At 67.1% G+C, this 14040-nt stretch carries 10 protein-coding genes; 1 reads left to right on the top strand and 9 read right to left on the bottom strand.

The window, feature by feature from the left end:
* Window positions 1-120 precede the first annotated feature (120 nt).
* The 4 genes from pcaDC to pcaH all read right to left on the bottom strand — a co-directional run bounded on the left by pcaDC (window position 121) and on the right by pcaH (window position 4212).
* On the bottom strand, window positions 121-1323 hold the full coding sequence (pcaDC, locus tag AC1RQK_RS30115) for a bifunctional 3-oxoadipate enol-lactonase/4-carboxymuconolactone decarboxylase PcaDC (protein WP_492372982.1): 1203 nt from the start codon (window positions 1321-1323) through the stop codon (window positions 121-123).
* A 97-nt stretch (window positions 1324-1420) separates the two neighbouring features.
* Window positions 1421-2797: a 3-carboxy-cis,cis-muconate cycloisomerase gene (locus AC1RQK_RS30120; RefSeq protein WP_492812942.1), complete on the bottom strand. Its 1377-nt coding sequence runs from the start codon at window positions 2795-2797 to the stop codon at window positions 1421-1423.
* A gap of 107 nt (window positions 2798-2904) precedes the next feature.
* Window positions 2905-3483 (bottom strand): protocatechuate 3,4-dioxygenase subunit alpha, encoded by a 579-nt coding sequence (pcaG, locus tag AC1RQK_RS30125; protein ID WP_492372984.1) that lies wholly within the window; start codon window positions 3481-3483, stop codon window positions 2905-2907.
* Between the two features lie 3 nt (window positions 3484-3486).
* Window positions 3487-4212 (bottom strand): protocatechuate 3,4-dioxygenase subunit beta, encoded by a 726-nt coding sequence (pcaH, locus tag AC1RQK_RS30130; RefSeq protein WP_043355917.1) that lies wholly within the window; start codon window positions 4210-4212, stop codon window positions 3487-3489.
* Between the two features lie 95 nt (window positions 4213-4307).
* Here pcaH and AC1RQK_RS30135 point away from each other — a divergent pair, with 95 nt between their 5' ends.
* Entirely contained in the window at window positions 4308-5258 is a 951-nt protein-coding gene (locus tag AC1RQK_RS30135) for a LysR substrate-binding domain-containing protein (RefSeq protein ID WP_492372985.1), read from the top strand.
* Between the two features lie 7 nt (window positions 5259-5265).
* Here the strand turns inward: AC1RQK_RS30135 and mdtD are convergent, their stop codons facing one another.
* The 5 genes from mdtD to fliE form a co-directional block, all read right to left on the bottom strand.
* On the bottom strand, window positions 5266-6702 hold the full coding sequence (gene mdtD / locus AC1RQK_RS30140) for a multidrug transporter subunit MdtD (protein WP_492812945.1): 1437 nt from the start codon (window positions 6700-6702) through the stop codon (window positions 5266-5268).
* A 117-nt stretch (window positions 6703-6819) separates the two neighbouring features.
* Window positions 6820-8850, bottom strand: a complete 2031-nt coding sequence (locus tag AC1RQK_RS30145; protein WP_492373050.1) for a TonB-dependent receptor family protein — start codon at window positions 8848-8850, stop codon at window positions 6820-6822.
* A gap of 145 nt (window positions 8851-8995) precedes the next feature.
* The gene (locus tag AC1RQK_RS30150) at window positions 8996-11197 is read right to left on the bottom strand and encodes a PQQ-dependent dehydrogenase, methanol/ethanol family (protein ID WP_492812947.1); all 2202 of its coding nucleotides are present in this window, start codon (window positions 11195-11197) and stop codon (window positions 8996-8998) included.
* Window positions 11198-11391: 194 nt separating this feature from the next.
* Window positions 11392-12882: a phenylacetaldehyde dehydrogenase StyD gene (gene styD, locus AC1RQK_RS30155; protein ID WP_492812949.1), complete on the bottom strand. Its 1491-nt coding sequence runs from the start codon at window positions 12880-12882 to the stop codon at window positions 11392-11394.
* Between the two features lie 656 nt (window positions 12883-13538).
* Complete coding sequence (fliE, locus tag AC1RQK_RS30160; RefSeq protein WP_043353483.1) at window positions 13539-13859, bottom strand: flagellar hook-basal body complex protein FliE; 321 nt, start codon at window positions 13857-13859, stop codon at window positions 13539-13541.
* Between the last annotated feature and the right edge of the window lie 181 nt (window positions 13860-14040).

Raw genomic sequence — 14040 nt, forward strand, 5'->3', positions numbered from 1 at the left:
CCCCGCAGGGGGATGTCGTATGGCTCTTGGGTCCAAAAACCATCGCCGTACAAAGAAACAGCAGACCAACCCCGCAGAGCGATATCGTATGGCACCTTGGGTGCAAGATGCCACCGCCGCTTACAAACCCTTCAACCCCTTCAAATCCTCCTCAGCAAACACCTCCTCCGCCATATGAAAAGCCGAATTAGCCGCCGGCACGCCACAATAAATAGCGGTCTGCAATAGCACTTCCTTGACCTCGTCGCGGCTAACCTTGTTGTTAGCCGCGGCGCGCAAATGCAGCTTGAGCTCTTCGCCGCGGTTAAGCGCCACCATCATGGCGATGGTGATCAAGCTACGCGAATGGCGCGGCAAGCCTTCGCGCGTCCAGATCTCGCCCCATGCATAGCGCGTGATCAGGTTCTGGAACTCTTCGGTCAGCGGGTTGAGCTTGGCCAGCGAGCGATCCACGTGGGCGCTGCCCAGCACCGCGCGGCGCACGGCCAGGCCGGCCTGGTAGCGCTCGCCATCGTTGGCGGGGCGGCTGGCGGGTTGTTGCGCATCGTCGCCCAGGAAGTCCAGCAATGCCTCGGTGAAGCGCGCGGGCTGTTCGCGGTTGGACAAGTGGGCCGCTTCCAGTTCGAGATAACGCGCGCCCGGAATGGCGTCGGCCAGGGCGCGCCCTTCCGCCGCGGTCGTGGACGGGTCCGCGCTGCCGGCAATCACCAGTACCGGCACGGGAATCGTCTTGACCGCTTCGCGCAGGTCGGCGTCGCGCACCGCGGCGCAGTTGGCGGCATAGCCCCGGGCATCGAGGCCGGTCAGCACCTGGCGCAGGTCGTCCAGTTGATTGCCGGCGGCGCTGACGAAGGCAGGCGTGAACCAGCGCTGCAACGAGCCTTCAACCAGCGGCGTCATGCCGTCGCGCAGCACGCCTTCGATGCGCGTGTTCCACGCCTCGGGCGTGCCGATCTTGGGCGCGGTGTTGGCCAGCACGATGCGGGTAAAGCGCTGCGGTGCGTTCACGCCCAGCCACATGCCGGTGAGGCCGCCCATCGACAAGCCGCAGAAGGCGGCCTTCTGGATCTGCAGGGCATCCATCAGGGCGATGACGTCGCTGCCCAGTTCCGCCACGCTGCTCGGGCCCGGGGGCAATGCGGACTGGCCGTGGCCGCGGGTGTCGTAGCGCAGGATGCGGAATTGCTGGCCCAGCGCTTCGGCCTGCGGCGCCCACATGGTGTGGTCAGTGCCCAGCGAGTTGGAGAAGATGAGGACGGGCGCGGATGCCGGGCCTTCCAGAGTGTAGAAGAGGCGGTTGCCGGCGTGGGTGATGAAGGGCAAGGTGGTCTCCAGAGAATTCGGTTTGCGATTCAGTTACGTGTTCTTCGTGTGTACTTGGTGTGTCCCTCAAGCGCCTGTGGCTGGGTTCCCGGGACGCTCAATGCTGGCCAGCTTCCTGCCGCCAGGCCGCCAGGACCGCATCGACGAATCCCGCTGCCTGCCCGGCATAATTGGCCGGATCGCAAACCCGGTCCAGCGCCGCCGCATCCATCAACCCCGCATGCGCTGCGTCCTCGGCCAGGGTCGCGCCCAGGGCTTCGCGCAATGTCGTGCCTTCGGCAACGGCCCGCCGGCAGGCGCCTTCCACCAGGTGATGCGCGGGCAGCCGGCCAATCTTGCCGCCGAGTTCCAGCATGGCGGCTTCCGCCAGGATCAGCCCGTGCGTCACACCCAGGTTGGCGCGCATGCGCGCGGCATCCACCTGCAATCCTCCCACCACTTCCAGCATCTGCCGCAATGCCCCTGCTGCCAGCGTGCCGATTTGCGGCAAGGTGTCCCATTCCGCCTGCCAGCCGCCCAGCGCGCGCTCGTGCTCCTGCACCATGCCGGCCAGCATGGTCGCCACCAGCGGCGGCACGCGCACGGCGGCGGTGAGCACGGCGGCGCAGCCAACCGGGTTGCGCTTGTGCGGCATGGTGCTGGAGCCGCCGCGCCCGGGGCCGGTGGGCTCCGCGACCTCGGCGACTTCCGTTTGCATCATCAGCGACACGTCGCGGGCGATCTTGCCCAGCGTGCCGGTGAGCATGCCGAGCGTAGTGGCTACCTCGACCATGCGATCCCGGTAGGCATGCCAGGGCGTGGGCGCCACCGCCAGCGAGAGCGCGCGGCCAAGCGCCGTTGCCACTGCCGGCGCCTCGGTGCCCAGGCTAGCCAGCGTGCCGGCGGCGCCGCCGAATTGCAGCGTGGCGGCCTGCGTGCGCGTGGTGTCGAGGCGGCGCAGGTCGCGGCGCAGGGCATCGAGCCAGCCGGCGGCCTTGAGGCCAAAGGTGGTGGGCAGCGCGTGCTGCAGCCAGGTGCGCGCCACCATCGGCGTGTCGCGGTGCTGCGTGGCGAGCGCCGCGCAGGCATGGCCAAGGGCCTTGAGATCGGCGTCGACCGCCTGCAAGGCTTCACGCAATTGCAGCACCATGCCGGTGTCGATCGCGTCCTGGCTGGTGGCGCCCCAGTGCACGTAGCGCGCGGCTTGCGCGTCGCGCGCGGCCACGCGGGCGGTGAGTTGCTTGACCAGAGGAATGGCAAGGTTGCCGCCTGCCACGGCGGCGGCGGCCAGCGCGTCGAAGTCGATCTCGCCGGCGCGGCAGGTGGCGGCGATCGCCTCGGCGGCGTCCACGGGGATGACCCCGCAGCTGGCTTCGGCGCGCGCCAGCGCGGCTTCAAAATCGAGCATGCGCTGCACGGTTGCCGTATCGGAGAAAGCGGCCAGCGTGGCGGCGCTGCCGAACATCGGGTCGGTCAGTCGGGATGAAGTCGGCATCGAAACAGGTTCGCATCGGCATGGAAAAACCCCAGCGCCGGGCCACGATGGGCCCGGCGCCGGGGCTTGGTTCAGCGCGGGCGCGCTGGCAATGGCTGCGCGCGGGATCAGATGTCGAAGAAGACCGTCTCGTCCTGGCCTTGCAGCACTACCTGCCATTGCAGCCTGCCTGCGCCTGTCTGCTGCGCCACCAGCGTGTGGCGGCGCGCAGCGGGCACCTGCGACAACGCCCAGTCGCGGGCGTTGGCCTGCGCTTCGTCCGGGAAGTATAGGCGCGTGGACAAGTGCTTGAGCAGGCCGCGCATGAACAGCGAGACGACGATATGCGGCGCCTGCGGCCGGCCGTCGGGGCCGGGCACGGGGCCTGGCTTGACGGTGACGAAGCGGAAGCTGCCGTCGGGCCCGGTCGGCAGCCGGCCAAAACCGGTGAAGCCAGGCACCAGCGCCGTCTCGGCGCCGTCGCGCGCATCGTCGGGGTGGCGGTAGCGGCCGGCCGGGTTGGCTTGCCAGATTTCGACCATGCCGTCGGGCACGGGATCGCCCTTGCCGTCGATCACGCGGCCTTCGATCACGATGCGCTCGCCCGTCAGTGCCGGCGCCTCGGCGGTCAGGTCGGCGCGGTCAAGGCCGGACAGGCCGATATGCAGGTAGGGTCCAACGGTCTGGGATGCGGTGGCGTACAACATGGCTTACTCCATCGGCGTGGCATCGCGGCCACGCAGCACGATATCGAAACGGTAGCCGAGCGCGTACTCGGGGACCGTGGTTTCCCAGTCGAAGGTGGACACCAGGCGATCGCGCGCCTTGGCGTCGGGCACGCAATTGAAGATGGGATCGAAGGCGAGCAGCGGGTCGCCCGGGAAATACATCTGCGTCACCAGCCGCGTGGCATAGGCGTTGCCGAACAGCGAGAAATGGATATGCTGCGGCCGCCAGGCGTTGTGGTGGTTACGCCAGGGATAGGCGCCCGGCTTGATGGTCTTGAACTGGTAACGGCCCTGTGCGTCGGTCACCGCGCGGCCTTCGCCGGTGAAATTGGGATCGAGCGGCGCGTCGTGCTGGTCCCGCTTGTGCACGTAGCGGCCAGCGGCATTGGCCTGCCAGACCTCGATCAGCGCGTTCGGCACGGGACGGCCGTTTTCATCGAGCACGCGGCCGCTGACCAGGATGCGCTCACCGATGGGTTCCCCGGCGTGGCCGGCGGTAAGGTCGCTGTCGCCGTTGCGCACGAACTCGGCGCCGAACAGCGGGCCGGTGACCTCGGACAGGGTCTGGTTCAGCGCCACCAGCGGCTCGTTGGGCGAGCGCAGCGCTGTGGAACCGTAGGGGTCAAAGCGGTATTCCGGCTGGGTGTCCCAGTAGTGGCGGCGATATTGCGCCAGCCCTGGCGGCAGCTTGATGGGCGAGTCGGCCATGATACGTGTCTCCGTGGGGTGGAATTTTCATTACTTTATTTGCAGTCACGGCGCATGTATATTGAGTTTTTTGACTATTTGCATAACTTTTAGATATGCTGCCGCCCTTCCGCAACCGTGTCCGCCTGCGCCACCTGCATTGCTTCGTGGCCGTGGCGCAAACCCAGCACCTGGGCCAGGCCGGGGAGCAGCTGGGCCTCAGCCAACCCGCCGTATCCAAGACCCTGACCGAGCTGGAAGCGCTGCTCGGCGCACGTTTGCTGGCCCGCGGCCGGGCGGGCACCGAGCTGACCGAGCTGGGCCAGCGCTTCCTGCGCCACGCCCTGCGCGTGCTGGAAGACCTGGACGAAGCCGCGGTCAGCGTGACCGGTGCGCACGCCGCGGGCCTGGAGCACATCCGCGTCGGCGCCCTGCCCAGCGTCGTGCCCGACCTGCTGCAGGAAGCCGTGCTGGCCTTTCGCCGCACGCATCCGGACGTGGGCCTGGCGGTGCAGACGGGCATGAACCGCACGCTGATCGACTGGCTGAAGGCCGACGTGCTCGATATTGCCATCGGCCGCATGGACAATCCGACGGTGATGGAGGGACTCTGGTTTGAAATGCTGGACGCCGAGCCACTGCTGCTCGCCGTGCGCAAGGGCCACGCGCTGGCGAAAGCGCCCCCTTCCCTGACGGAGATCATGGCTTGCCAGCTGGTGGTCCCCGCGCAAGGCTCGGCACCACGGCACAGCGCCGAGAGCCTGCTGGCCCGGCACGGCTTCATGCTGCCACCGGGTGTGCTAGAGACCTCGGACGCTTACCTGGGCCAGTTGGTCGCCCTGAAATCCGACGCCATCTGGCTGGCGCCGCGCTGCGCCATGCGCCAGGCGCTGGAAAGCGGCGAACTGGTGCTGCTGCCCATCTCCGGCCAAGGCAGCGAGGAACCGGTCGGGCTGTTGCGCCAGGGCGGCCGCGAGCTCGGCGCCGCCGCCGAGGCCTTTGTGCAGGACCTGCGCGAGCGCGCCGCGGCACGCTCGCACGGGCTGGCTGGCAAAACGAGGGCATAGCCGGCGGCTACATCTCCGTCGCGTCCTCGACGCCCTTGCCGGCCGGACGGGCCACGTCCGGCGACAGTTGCAGGAAGATCCACGCAGAGGCCGAGGTAATCAGCCCTACGCAGATAAACGTGGCATGGAACGCCGGCAGCGCGCTGGTGGCGCCGTGGCGGCCAAAGGTGCCCTGGAAGGTCGCCAGCAACGCGCCGGCCGACGTCACCGCCAGGCTCATCGACAGCATCTGCACCATCGACAGCAGGCTGTTGCCGCCGCTGGCCCCGGCCGTGCCGAGGTCCTTCAGCGTGACCGTGTTCATGGCGGTGAACTGGATCGAATTGACCATCCCGAACAGCGCCAGCTGCACCAGTACCAGCGCCAGCGGCTGGGTGGGCGAGATCAGCGCGAACGAGGCCATCGCCAGCCCCACGAGAAAGGTATTGGTGACCAGCACCTTGCGATAGCCATGACGCTCGATCAGGCTCGTGGCAAGCCGCTTGGACGCCATGCCCGCCGCCGTGATCGGCAGCATCATCATGCCCGCCTGGAACGGCGAGTAACCCAGGCTGACCTGCAGCGTCAGCGGGATCAGGAACGGCATGGCGCCGTTGCCGATGCGCGCAAACAGGTTGCCCAGCAGCCCCACGCTGAAGGTATGGATGCGAAACAGCCGCAGCGCAAACAGCGGCCGCCGCCGCCGCGACGCGTGCAGGACGTAAGCCGTGAGTGAAGCCATGCTGGCAATCAGCAGCATCAGCACGGTGGCATGCTCGAAGCCAAGCTCCGCCAGGCCATCCAGCGAAAACGAAATCGTCAGCATCGAGATCGCGAGCAACAGGTAACCGCTCAGGTCGAACGGCGCCACCCCGTGCAGGCGCGCGTTGGGCATGTAGCGCATGGTGGCCAGCCCCCCTAGCAGCCCCACCGGCACATTGATCAGGAAGATCCAGTGCCAGGAAAAGGTCTGGGTCAGCCAGCCCCCCAGCGTCGGCCCGATCAGCGGCCCCACCATGCCCGGAATCGCCACAAAGCTGAGCGCCTGCAGGTACTGGTCCCGCGGGAACGTGCGCAGCACCGCCAGCCGCCCCACCGGCAGCAACATCGCGCCACCCACGCCCTGCACCACCCGCGAGACCACCAGCCACGTCAGGCTATTGGAATAGGCGCAAGCCAGCGAGCCAACGACAAACAGCACGATGGCCGTCTGGAAGATGGTGCGGGTACCAAAGCGGTCCGCCAGCCAGCCCGACGCCGGAATGATCACCGCCATGGTCAGCGAGTAGGCAATGATCACCGACTGCATCCGCAGCGGGCTCTCCCCCAGGCTCCTGGCCATCGAAGGCAATGCCGTGTTGACGATCGTGGAATCCAGCGTCTGCATGAAGAAACCGATGGCGACCACCCACAGCATGATCCTGCGGGTGCGGTCGTCGGTGGCGAGCGGAGTGGTGTCTTGCATGGAATGTGGGCGTAGAACGGCGCTGGGGCGGCTGTCGGGATAGTGTAGACCAGCGACCACGGGCCCGGTGCCGATGCCGACGACATCCGCACGGCAAGGCATGCATGCCGCCCGCCTTCAGATCTCCGCCCGCAGCCCCACAAAAAACCGCCGCCCCGGCGCCGGCTCGAAATACCGGCCATTGCTCTCGTTTACGATCACCGACCCGATGTAATGCCGGTCGGCAATATTGTCGATGCGCCCATAGGCATACCAGCGCATGCGCCCCACGCGGAAGTTATAGCCGGCGCGCAGGTTGAAGGTGGCATAGCCCGGCGCATATTGCGTGTTGAGGTCGTCGGCGAACACGCGCCCTTCCACGCGCATCTCCACGCCCAGCGTGAGGTCGGCTACCGGCTTGTACGTGGCCTCGGCAAACAGGCTGTGGCGAGCGGTGCCGGGCAGGCGGTTGCCAGAGGCTACCGTTGCGCCCTGCGCATTGCGAAAGGCGTCGCCAAAATAGGCGTCGAGCCAGGTGTAGGCCAGGCCGGTGCCGTAGCGCTCGCCGGGGCCGTAGGTGCCGCGCCATCCCAGCTCCAGACCGCGCCGGTGCACACCGTTGACGTTCTGGTAGACGGAGCGGCCGTTGTCGTTGGACAGCGGCACGATCTCGTTGTGGCTGCCGGCGTCGAACACCGCGGCTTCCAGCCGTTGCCCTTTGCCTTGCCATTTGACGCCGATCTCGCCCTGGCGGCTGGTGGAGGGCTGCAGCCCGAGGTTGGTGCCGATGCCGCCGCGGCCGTAGGCGACTTCGGTCAGCGTCGGGGTTTCGAAGCCGCGGCCAAGGTTGGCGTAGACATTGAGCGAGTCCACCGCCTGCCAGACCACGCCGAGCACCGGGCTGACGTTGTTGTAGGTGGCGGTGCCGCTGTCGTCGGGGCTGGCGGCGGTGATGTAATGATCGTCGATGCGCAGCTTGACCTGGCTGGCGCGCACGCCGCCGACCAGCCGCCAGGAGGGATTCCAGGTCCAGTCGAACTGGGCGAAGGCGCCCAGGCTGCCGGCCTTGTCGGTTTCGTCGCGGCGCAGCGCGCCCTGCGTGCCGTTCTGGTTCACGAAGCCGGTGCGCGCGTCGCGCATGCCGTCGGCGTCCACGCCGGCGCTCCATAGCAACGGCAGTCCGGCTACCGTGGTGTTGTGGTGCCAGGACATCGCACCGCCGCCGTAGGATCTGTCGATATCCACGATGCCGCCCGCCGACGAGGGCGCGATGCCGCTGAAGCCCAGGTACTGGGTGAGCTCGCGGGTGCCGCCATAGAGGCGGAATTCAAGGTTGTCCTGCTCGCTCAGGCGCTGCTCGACCAGCACGCCGCCCTGGTTCTGCCGGACGGTCTTGCGGGTATTGAACTGGGTGGCCAGCGGCACGACCTGGCGCGGGTTGGCGTCGGCCTGGGCACGCGTGAGGCCGAGCGGGTCCTGCGCCTGGGGCTGGTCGAAGGCGTTGAACAACAGCGTGACACGGGTGCCGGTGACCGGCTCTGCCACCACCTTGGCGTTGAGCTGACGGCGCCGGGCCGCGCTGTGGTCGCGGTAGCCGTCGGTCTCGAACGTCCATGCATCCAGCACGCCGCCGATCTTGTCGTTGCCGCCGCCCACCGTCACGCCGGCCATCCATTGCCCGTCGGAGCCGAACCCGGTGGTGGCGCGCGCCATCGGCGCCTTGGGTGGATCGGGCGTGAAAATCTGCACGACACCGCCCGACGCATTGCCGTAGAGCTGGGCAAAGGGGCCGCGCAACACCTCGATGCGGCTGGCATTGGTGAGATCGGCGGTGGAGGCCTGGCCCTGCCCGTCCGGCATGGTGGCTGGTATGCCGTCCACGAACAGCCGCACGCCGCGCACACCGAATGTGGAGCGGCTGCCGAAGCCGCGCACCGCAAGCTGCAGGTCTTGCGCGTAATTCTGCCGCTCGCGCGCGGCCACGCCGGGCACGAGCGGCAACAGCTCAGACAGATTGATCAATGGGCTGGGCGTGCTCAGCGAATCGACGGGAACGCTGTCGATTGCGGCCGGCGCGTCAAAGCGCTTTTGCTCGGCGCGGCTGACGCTCACCACCACGTCCGGCAGCATTTCCTCGGCAAAAGCCGCGCCGGGCGCGGCGGTAAGCATCGCCGCCGCCAGGCAGCACAGGCGGTGCGAAGCCTCTGCGGAAACCGGTTTCCTGCTTCGCCCACCGCCCTTGTTGCCTGCCATATCCCTGCCCTGAGTTTGTTGATTGCTTCCTTTGCTGCTGCGCGGGCGACCTGCCCGGTTGCTACTTGGCCATTGCCTGGGCCTTGGGCCGGATGGCGTCTGCGGTGCCCTGGATAAATGCCTTGATCTTCTCGACATCGTCCGCGCTCAGCTTGCCGGTGAAGTCTGGCATGCCGCGCGCCATGGCGGGTCCCTTGAAGATGAACTTGTCGAGATTTTGAATATAGGCGGTATTCATATAGCCGAGGTTGGGAATATTGCCGCCGCGGTCCACACCGGGCACGCCATGGCAGAGCACGCAGTTGCTGACGTAGAGCGCCGTGCCGGCCGCGACGTTGGCCGGGTCGTACTTCACGCCCGACAGCAGTTCACCCGCGCGGTACTGCACGAACGCGGGCATGGGCGCCTTGCCGCCAACCGCAAAGGTGTAGACCGTGCCCGGCCCCTGGCGCTCGGTGGCGCGCTGGGCCTGCCCGTAGACGCCCCCCCAGCCGACGGCGACGGACACGTACTGCTTGCCGTCCACCAGATAGCTCACGGGCGCCGCGATCACGCCGGTGCCCGTGGGCGACTCCCACAGCTTCGCACCGGTGGCGGCGTTGTAGGCGATGAAGCGGCCATCGGCCGTGCCCTGGAACACGAGGTTGCCGGCGGTGGTGAGCGTGCCGCCGTTCCACGGCGAGACCTGCTCCTGCGTCCAGACGGCCTTTTGCTGCACCGGGTCCCAGGCGATCAGGCGCCCGAAGGGCTGGCTGGTGGGCGGCTCTGCATTGAGGAACTTCGCCGTGTTCCACCCCACGTTGCCGTGCGGCTGGCCGGGCTGCTTGCCGTTGAACGTCCAATTCTTGTCGTCCATCAGGTTGAGCGGCACATGCTGCGCGGGCAGGTAGACCAGGCCGGTCTGCGGGTTGAACGACATCGGATGCCAGTTGTGCGCGCCGTAGGGCCCGGGGATGGCGTCATAGGGCTTGTCGGTGGCGCGTGCCTCCGGCAGCTCGATCGGGCGTCCGTTCTGGTCGTAGCCGCTGGCCCAGTTCACATCGACGAAGTTCTTGGCCGAGATGAACTGGCCGTTGGTGCGGTCGATGACGAAGAAAAAGCCGTTCTTGGGCGCGTGCAGGATGACCTTGCGCGCCTTGCCGCCAATATTCAGGTCGGCCAGGATCATGGGCTGGGTGGAGGTGTAGTCCCAGTTGTCGCCGGGCGTCTCCTGGTAGTGCCAGACGTATTTGCCGGTATCCGGATCCAGCGCGACGATGGAGGCCAGGTAAAGGTTGTCGCCGCCGGCCGGGCTGCGCTTGCTGCGCGACCAGGGCGAGCCGTTGCCGGTGCCCACGTACATCAGGTTGAGCTCGGGGTCGAAGGCCAGCGTGTCCCATGCGGTGCCGCCGCCTCCGGCTTCCCAGTACTTGCCGGCCGGGTCCCAGGTCTTGGCCGCCTTGGCCATCGACTCGTCCTCGAACGGCTTGCTGGGGTCGCCGGGCACGGTGAACCAGCGCCATTTCTGCTCGCCGGTGCCGGCATCGTAGGCGGTGATATAGCCGCGCACGCCGTACTCCGCACCGCCGTTGCCGATGATGACCTTGCCCTTGAACACCCGCGGCGCGCCGGTGATGGTGTACGAGTGGGTGCGGTCGATGATGGTGTCCTTCTCCCACAGCTTGCGGCCGCTGCCGGCATCGAGCGCGATCAGGCGGCCATCGTAGGAGGCGACAAAGACCTTGCCCTGGTACAGCGCCACGCCACGATTGACCACGTCGCAACAGCCCTTGTAGCCAATCGACTTGTCGACCTTCGGGTCGAAGGTCCAGATGTGCTTGCCGCTGCGGGTGTCGATGGCATGCACCACGCTCCACGACGCGCTGACGTACATGATGCCGTTGACTACCAGCGGCGTGGCTTCCACCCCGCGCGTGGATTCGAGATCGTAGGACCAGGCCAGCCCGAGGTCCTTCACGTTGTCGGCATTGATCTGCGAGAGCCGGCTGAAGCGGGTTTCCGCGTAGTCCAGGCCGTAGCTGGGCCAGTCGGGTGTCTTGGCGGCGTTGCCTTCGATGAAGGCGCCGTCGACGCTTCGGGTGACGCTACGGATGTGATCGGCGCTGGCCACCTTGGCCGGCGGCTTGGCCTGCGCCGCCGCCAGCGAGAACGCCGCCAGCCCCGCTACCAGCACTGCCACCTTGCGTGACAGGCCTGCTTGATTGCCAGCGCGCTGCGCAACGCGCGGCCAGCAGGAGATAACCCGCTCGGGTTCTTGGCTCATTGTGTCTCCTCTTTTTTACTTCTTCTTCGGGGGAAGCCAGGCTGGTTCTATGCCAGCGGCTGGCCAATGGCGCGACGGACATCGCCCGTCGCGCCACCGGATTGCAGCAGACCTAAGAATGGCCGCAGGGGTAGGTTTTACCCACTCGGGATTACCCGCAGAGCGAACGCCCCCACCACGCGCGGCGATGCCGCTCAGTAAGCCATGCAGACCGACTTGATCTCGGTATAGGCCTCGATGGCGGAGCGGCCATGCTCGCGCCCGACCCCGGAGGCCTTGTATCCACCAAAAGGCATGTTGGGGTCCACGATGTTGTGTGTATTGACCCAGACCGTGCCAGCATCCAGGCCATCGACCAGCCGCTGCACCGCGCGCAGGTCGTTGCTCCAGATGCTGGCGCCCAGGCCATACTCGGACCGGTTGGCCTCGGCCAGCACGGCCTCGGGGTCGTCAAACGGCATAGCCACCACCACCGGGCCGAAGACTTCCTCGCGTACCAGCGTCAGGTCCTTGCACGCGGCGTTGGCCACCACGGTGGGCCGCACGAAATAGCCGGGGCGGTCCAGCGTAGTGCCGCCCGCGACGATGTCCGCGCCTTCGCTGCGCCCAGTGCCGATCAGCCCCATGACCTTGTCGCGGTGACGCGACGACACCAGCGGCCCCATCTGGCTGGCCGGATCGAGCCCGGAGCCCAGCACCGTGGCATTGGCCACCTTGCCCAGCCCCTCGACCACCTGGTCATAGTGGCGGCGCGCCACGTACAGGCGCGAGCCGGCCGTGCAGACCTGGCCCTGGTTGAGGAAGATGGCGCCGGCCGCGCCCTGGATGGCATGCGCGGGATCGCAGTCATCCAGCACGATGACCGGGCTCTTGCCGCCGAGCTCCAGCGACACGCGGCGGATATCCTGGCCGCAGCGCGCACCGATCAGGCGCCCCACTTCGGTCGAACCGGTGAAGGTAATCTTGTTGACGCCGGGATGCGCCACCAGCGCCGCGCCGGGCACGCCGTCGCCGGTCACCACGTTCAGCACGCCCGGCGGGAAGCCCGCTTCCAGCGCCAGCTCGGCCAGCCGCAACGCGGTGAGCGGCGTTTCCTCGGCCGGCTTGAGCACCACGGTGCAGCCGCAGGCCAAGGCCGGAGCGATCTTCCAGACCGCCATCAGCAAGGGGAAATTCCACGGCACGATGGCGCCCACCACGCCGACCGGCGAGCGCCGGGTCATGGCGCTATAGCGCGTGCCAGGGGGAAACGGTACCGATACGTCCAGCGTGCTGCCTTCGATCTTGGTGGCCCAGCCGGCCATGTAGCGCAGCCATTGCGCGCTGCCGCCCACCTCCAGGCCTTGCGAGAACGCCAGCAGCTTACCGTTGTTAAGGGTTTCAAGCCGGGCTAGTTCGTCGCCGTGCTGCTCGACCAGGTCGGCCAGCTTGAGCAGCAGGCGCTCGCGCTGGGCCGGCATCATGGCGCGCCACGTGCCGCCGGCAAAGGCGCGCCCGGCCGCGGCCACCGCCGCATCGATATCCGCCGCGCCGCCCGCGGGCACGCGCGCGATCTCCTCGCCGGTGGCGGGATCGAACACGGCGAAGGTCTCGCCGGACTCGGCCTGGCGCCACTCGCCGTCGATCAGCATGGCATTGCGGATGGCCTGGTTCAGGCCGCTGCGGGCTTCCTTGGGTGCATTCATCTTCGTCTCCGGTTGGTCTTGGCTGGTGCCTTGTTATGGAGATCGAAGTTAACACCACGGCCCGATCATGGCTTGTCTGGCCGTGCACAAAGCTTGTCGATGCGTGCAAAGCCTGGGAAAGGCTAAAGCTGAAGCCAATGGCCCTTGGCACAACAACGCCGCAACGCGCGCCCGCCCTCTCCCCCGGCTGCTCTCCCACAAGTGGGAGAGGGGAGCCGACCAGCGGAAGAGTCAGAGCATCGATTCAGTGTAGCCGTGTGACCCGCCCCCAGGCGGGGAACACCCCAGCGCAATGCGAAGCGAGCCGTCAAGGTGTGCCAAGGCCGTATGGGGCGCCTCGGGATTCGGCGAAAAGAGCGGAAAAGAGGGACCCATGTCTGAGTATCGCCTTAAGGCGATGCGAGTTTGGGTCCCGGCCGCTCTTTTCGTCGAAGCCCGAGGGGGTAGTCGCCCCATCCGGCGCGCCTTCTTTGCCTACTTTCTTGGCAAGACAAGAAAGTAGGTCGCCGCCCCGCAGGGGCGGTGAAACTGTAGTTGACTTTGACGTTAAGCAGTCGCAGTTAAGCTGTTGCAGCTGCCCTTGCCCCCAAGCAGCCACAAGCAGCCACAAGCAGCCACAAGCAGCCACAAGCAGCCACAAGCAAAACCCACTCCCCTCAAACCGTCATATTCATCATTTCCTGATACGCCGCCGTCAACCGATTCCGAACCTGTACCCCGGTCTGAAACGAAACATTAGCCTTCTGCATATCGATCATCACATCGTTGAGCGATACACCCGGCTTGCCAAGCTCAAAAGCCTCGGCCTGCCCATAAGCCTTCTCCTGCACGTTGCTGATGCGCGCCAGCGAACGCTGGAGCTCGCCGGCAAAACCGCCGGAAGAAACGGCGGAAGCCTGGCTTTCCTGCCCGGTGGCGCTCTGGGCCAGCCCGCGCAGTTGCTGCAACATGCCGTCGATGGAAGAGATGGTAGTCATGGCGATCCGCTTGGAACCCGCCCCGCCCTGGCCAGCCGAAGCCCGCCCCGGGGGAAACCGGTTCGAAAATGAGTCATTGAGGGTTGCGCCGGGCACCCGCCCGGGCTGCTGCCGGCAAACCTGGCGCAATGCGCCGCCTATGCCACAAATACCGCATCCGCGCGCGCCGCCTGTGCCAGCC

Source organism: Cupriavidus sp. GW822-FHT02D05, assembly GCF_058802485.1.

Excerpts from the sequence above, each read along its gene's own strand:
- AC1RQK_RS30120 (WP_492812942.1), bottom strand. The coding sequence starts at position 2,797 with ATGCCGACTTCATCCCGACTGACCGACCCGATGTTCGGCAGCGCCGCC.
- pcaG (WP_492372984.1), bottom strand. The coding sequence starts at position 3,483 with ATGTTGTACGCCACCGCATCCCAGACCGTTGGACCCTACCTGCATATC.
- pcaH (WP_043355917.1), bottom strand. The coding sequence starts at position 4,212 with ATGGCCGACTCGCCCATCAAGCTGCCGCCAGGGCTGGCGCAATATCGC.
- AC1RQK_RS30135 (WP_492372985.1), top strand. The coding sequence starts at position 4,308 with ATGCTGCCGCCCTTCCGCAACCGTGTCCGCCTGCGCCACCTGCATTGC.
- mdtD (WP_492812945.1), bottom strand. The coding sequence starts at position 6,702 with ATGCAAGACACCACTCCGCTCGCCACCGACGACCGCACCCGCAGGATC.
- AC1RQK_RS30145 (WP_492373050.1), bottom strand. The coding sequence starts at position 8,850 with ATGCTTACCGCCGCGCCCGGCGCGGCTTTTGCCGAGGAAATGCTGCCG.
- AC1RQK_RS30150 (WP_492812947.1), bottom strand. The coding sequence starts at position 11,197 with ATGAGCCAAGAACCCGAGCGGGTTATCTCCTGCTGGCCGCGCGTTGCG.
- styD (WP_492812949.1), bottom strand. The coding sequence starts at position 12,882 with ATGAATGCACCCAAGGAAGCCCGCAGCGGCCTGAACCAGGCCATCCGC.
- fliE (WP_043353483.1), bottom strand. The coding sequence starts at position 13,859 with ATGACTACCATCTCTTCCATCGACGGCATGTTGCAGCAACTGCGCGGG.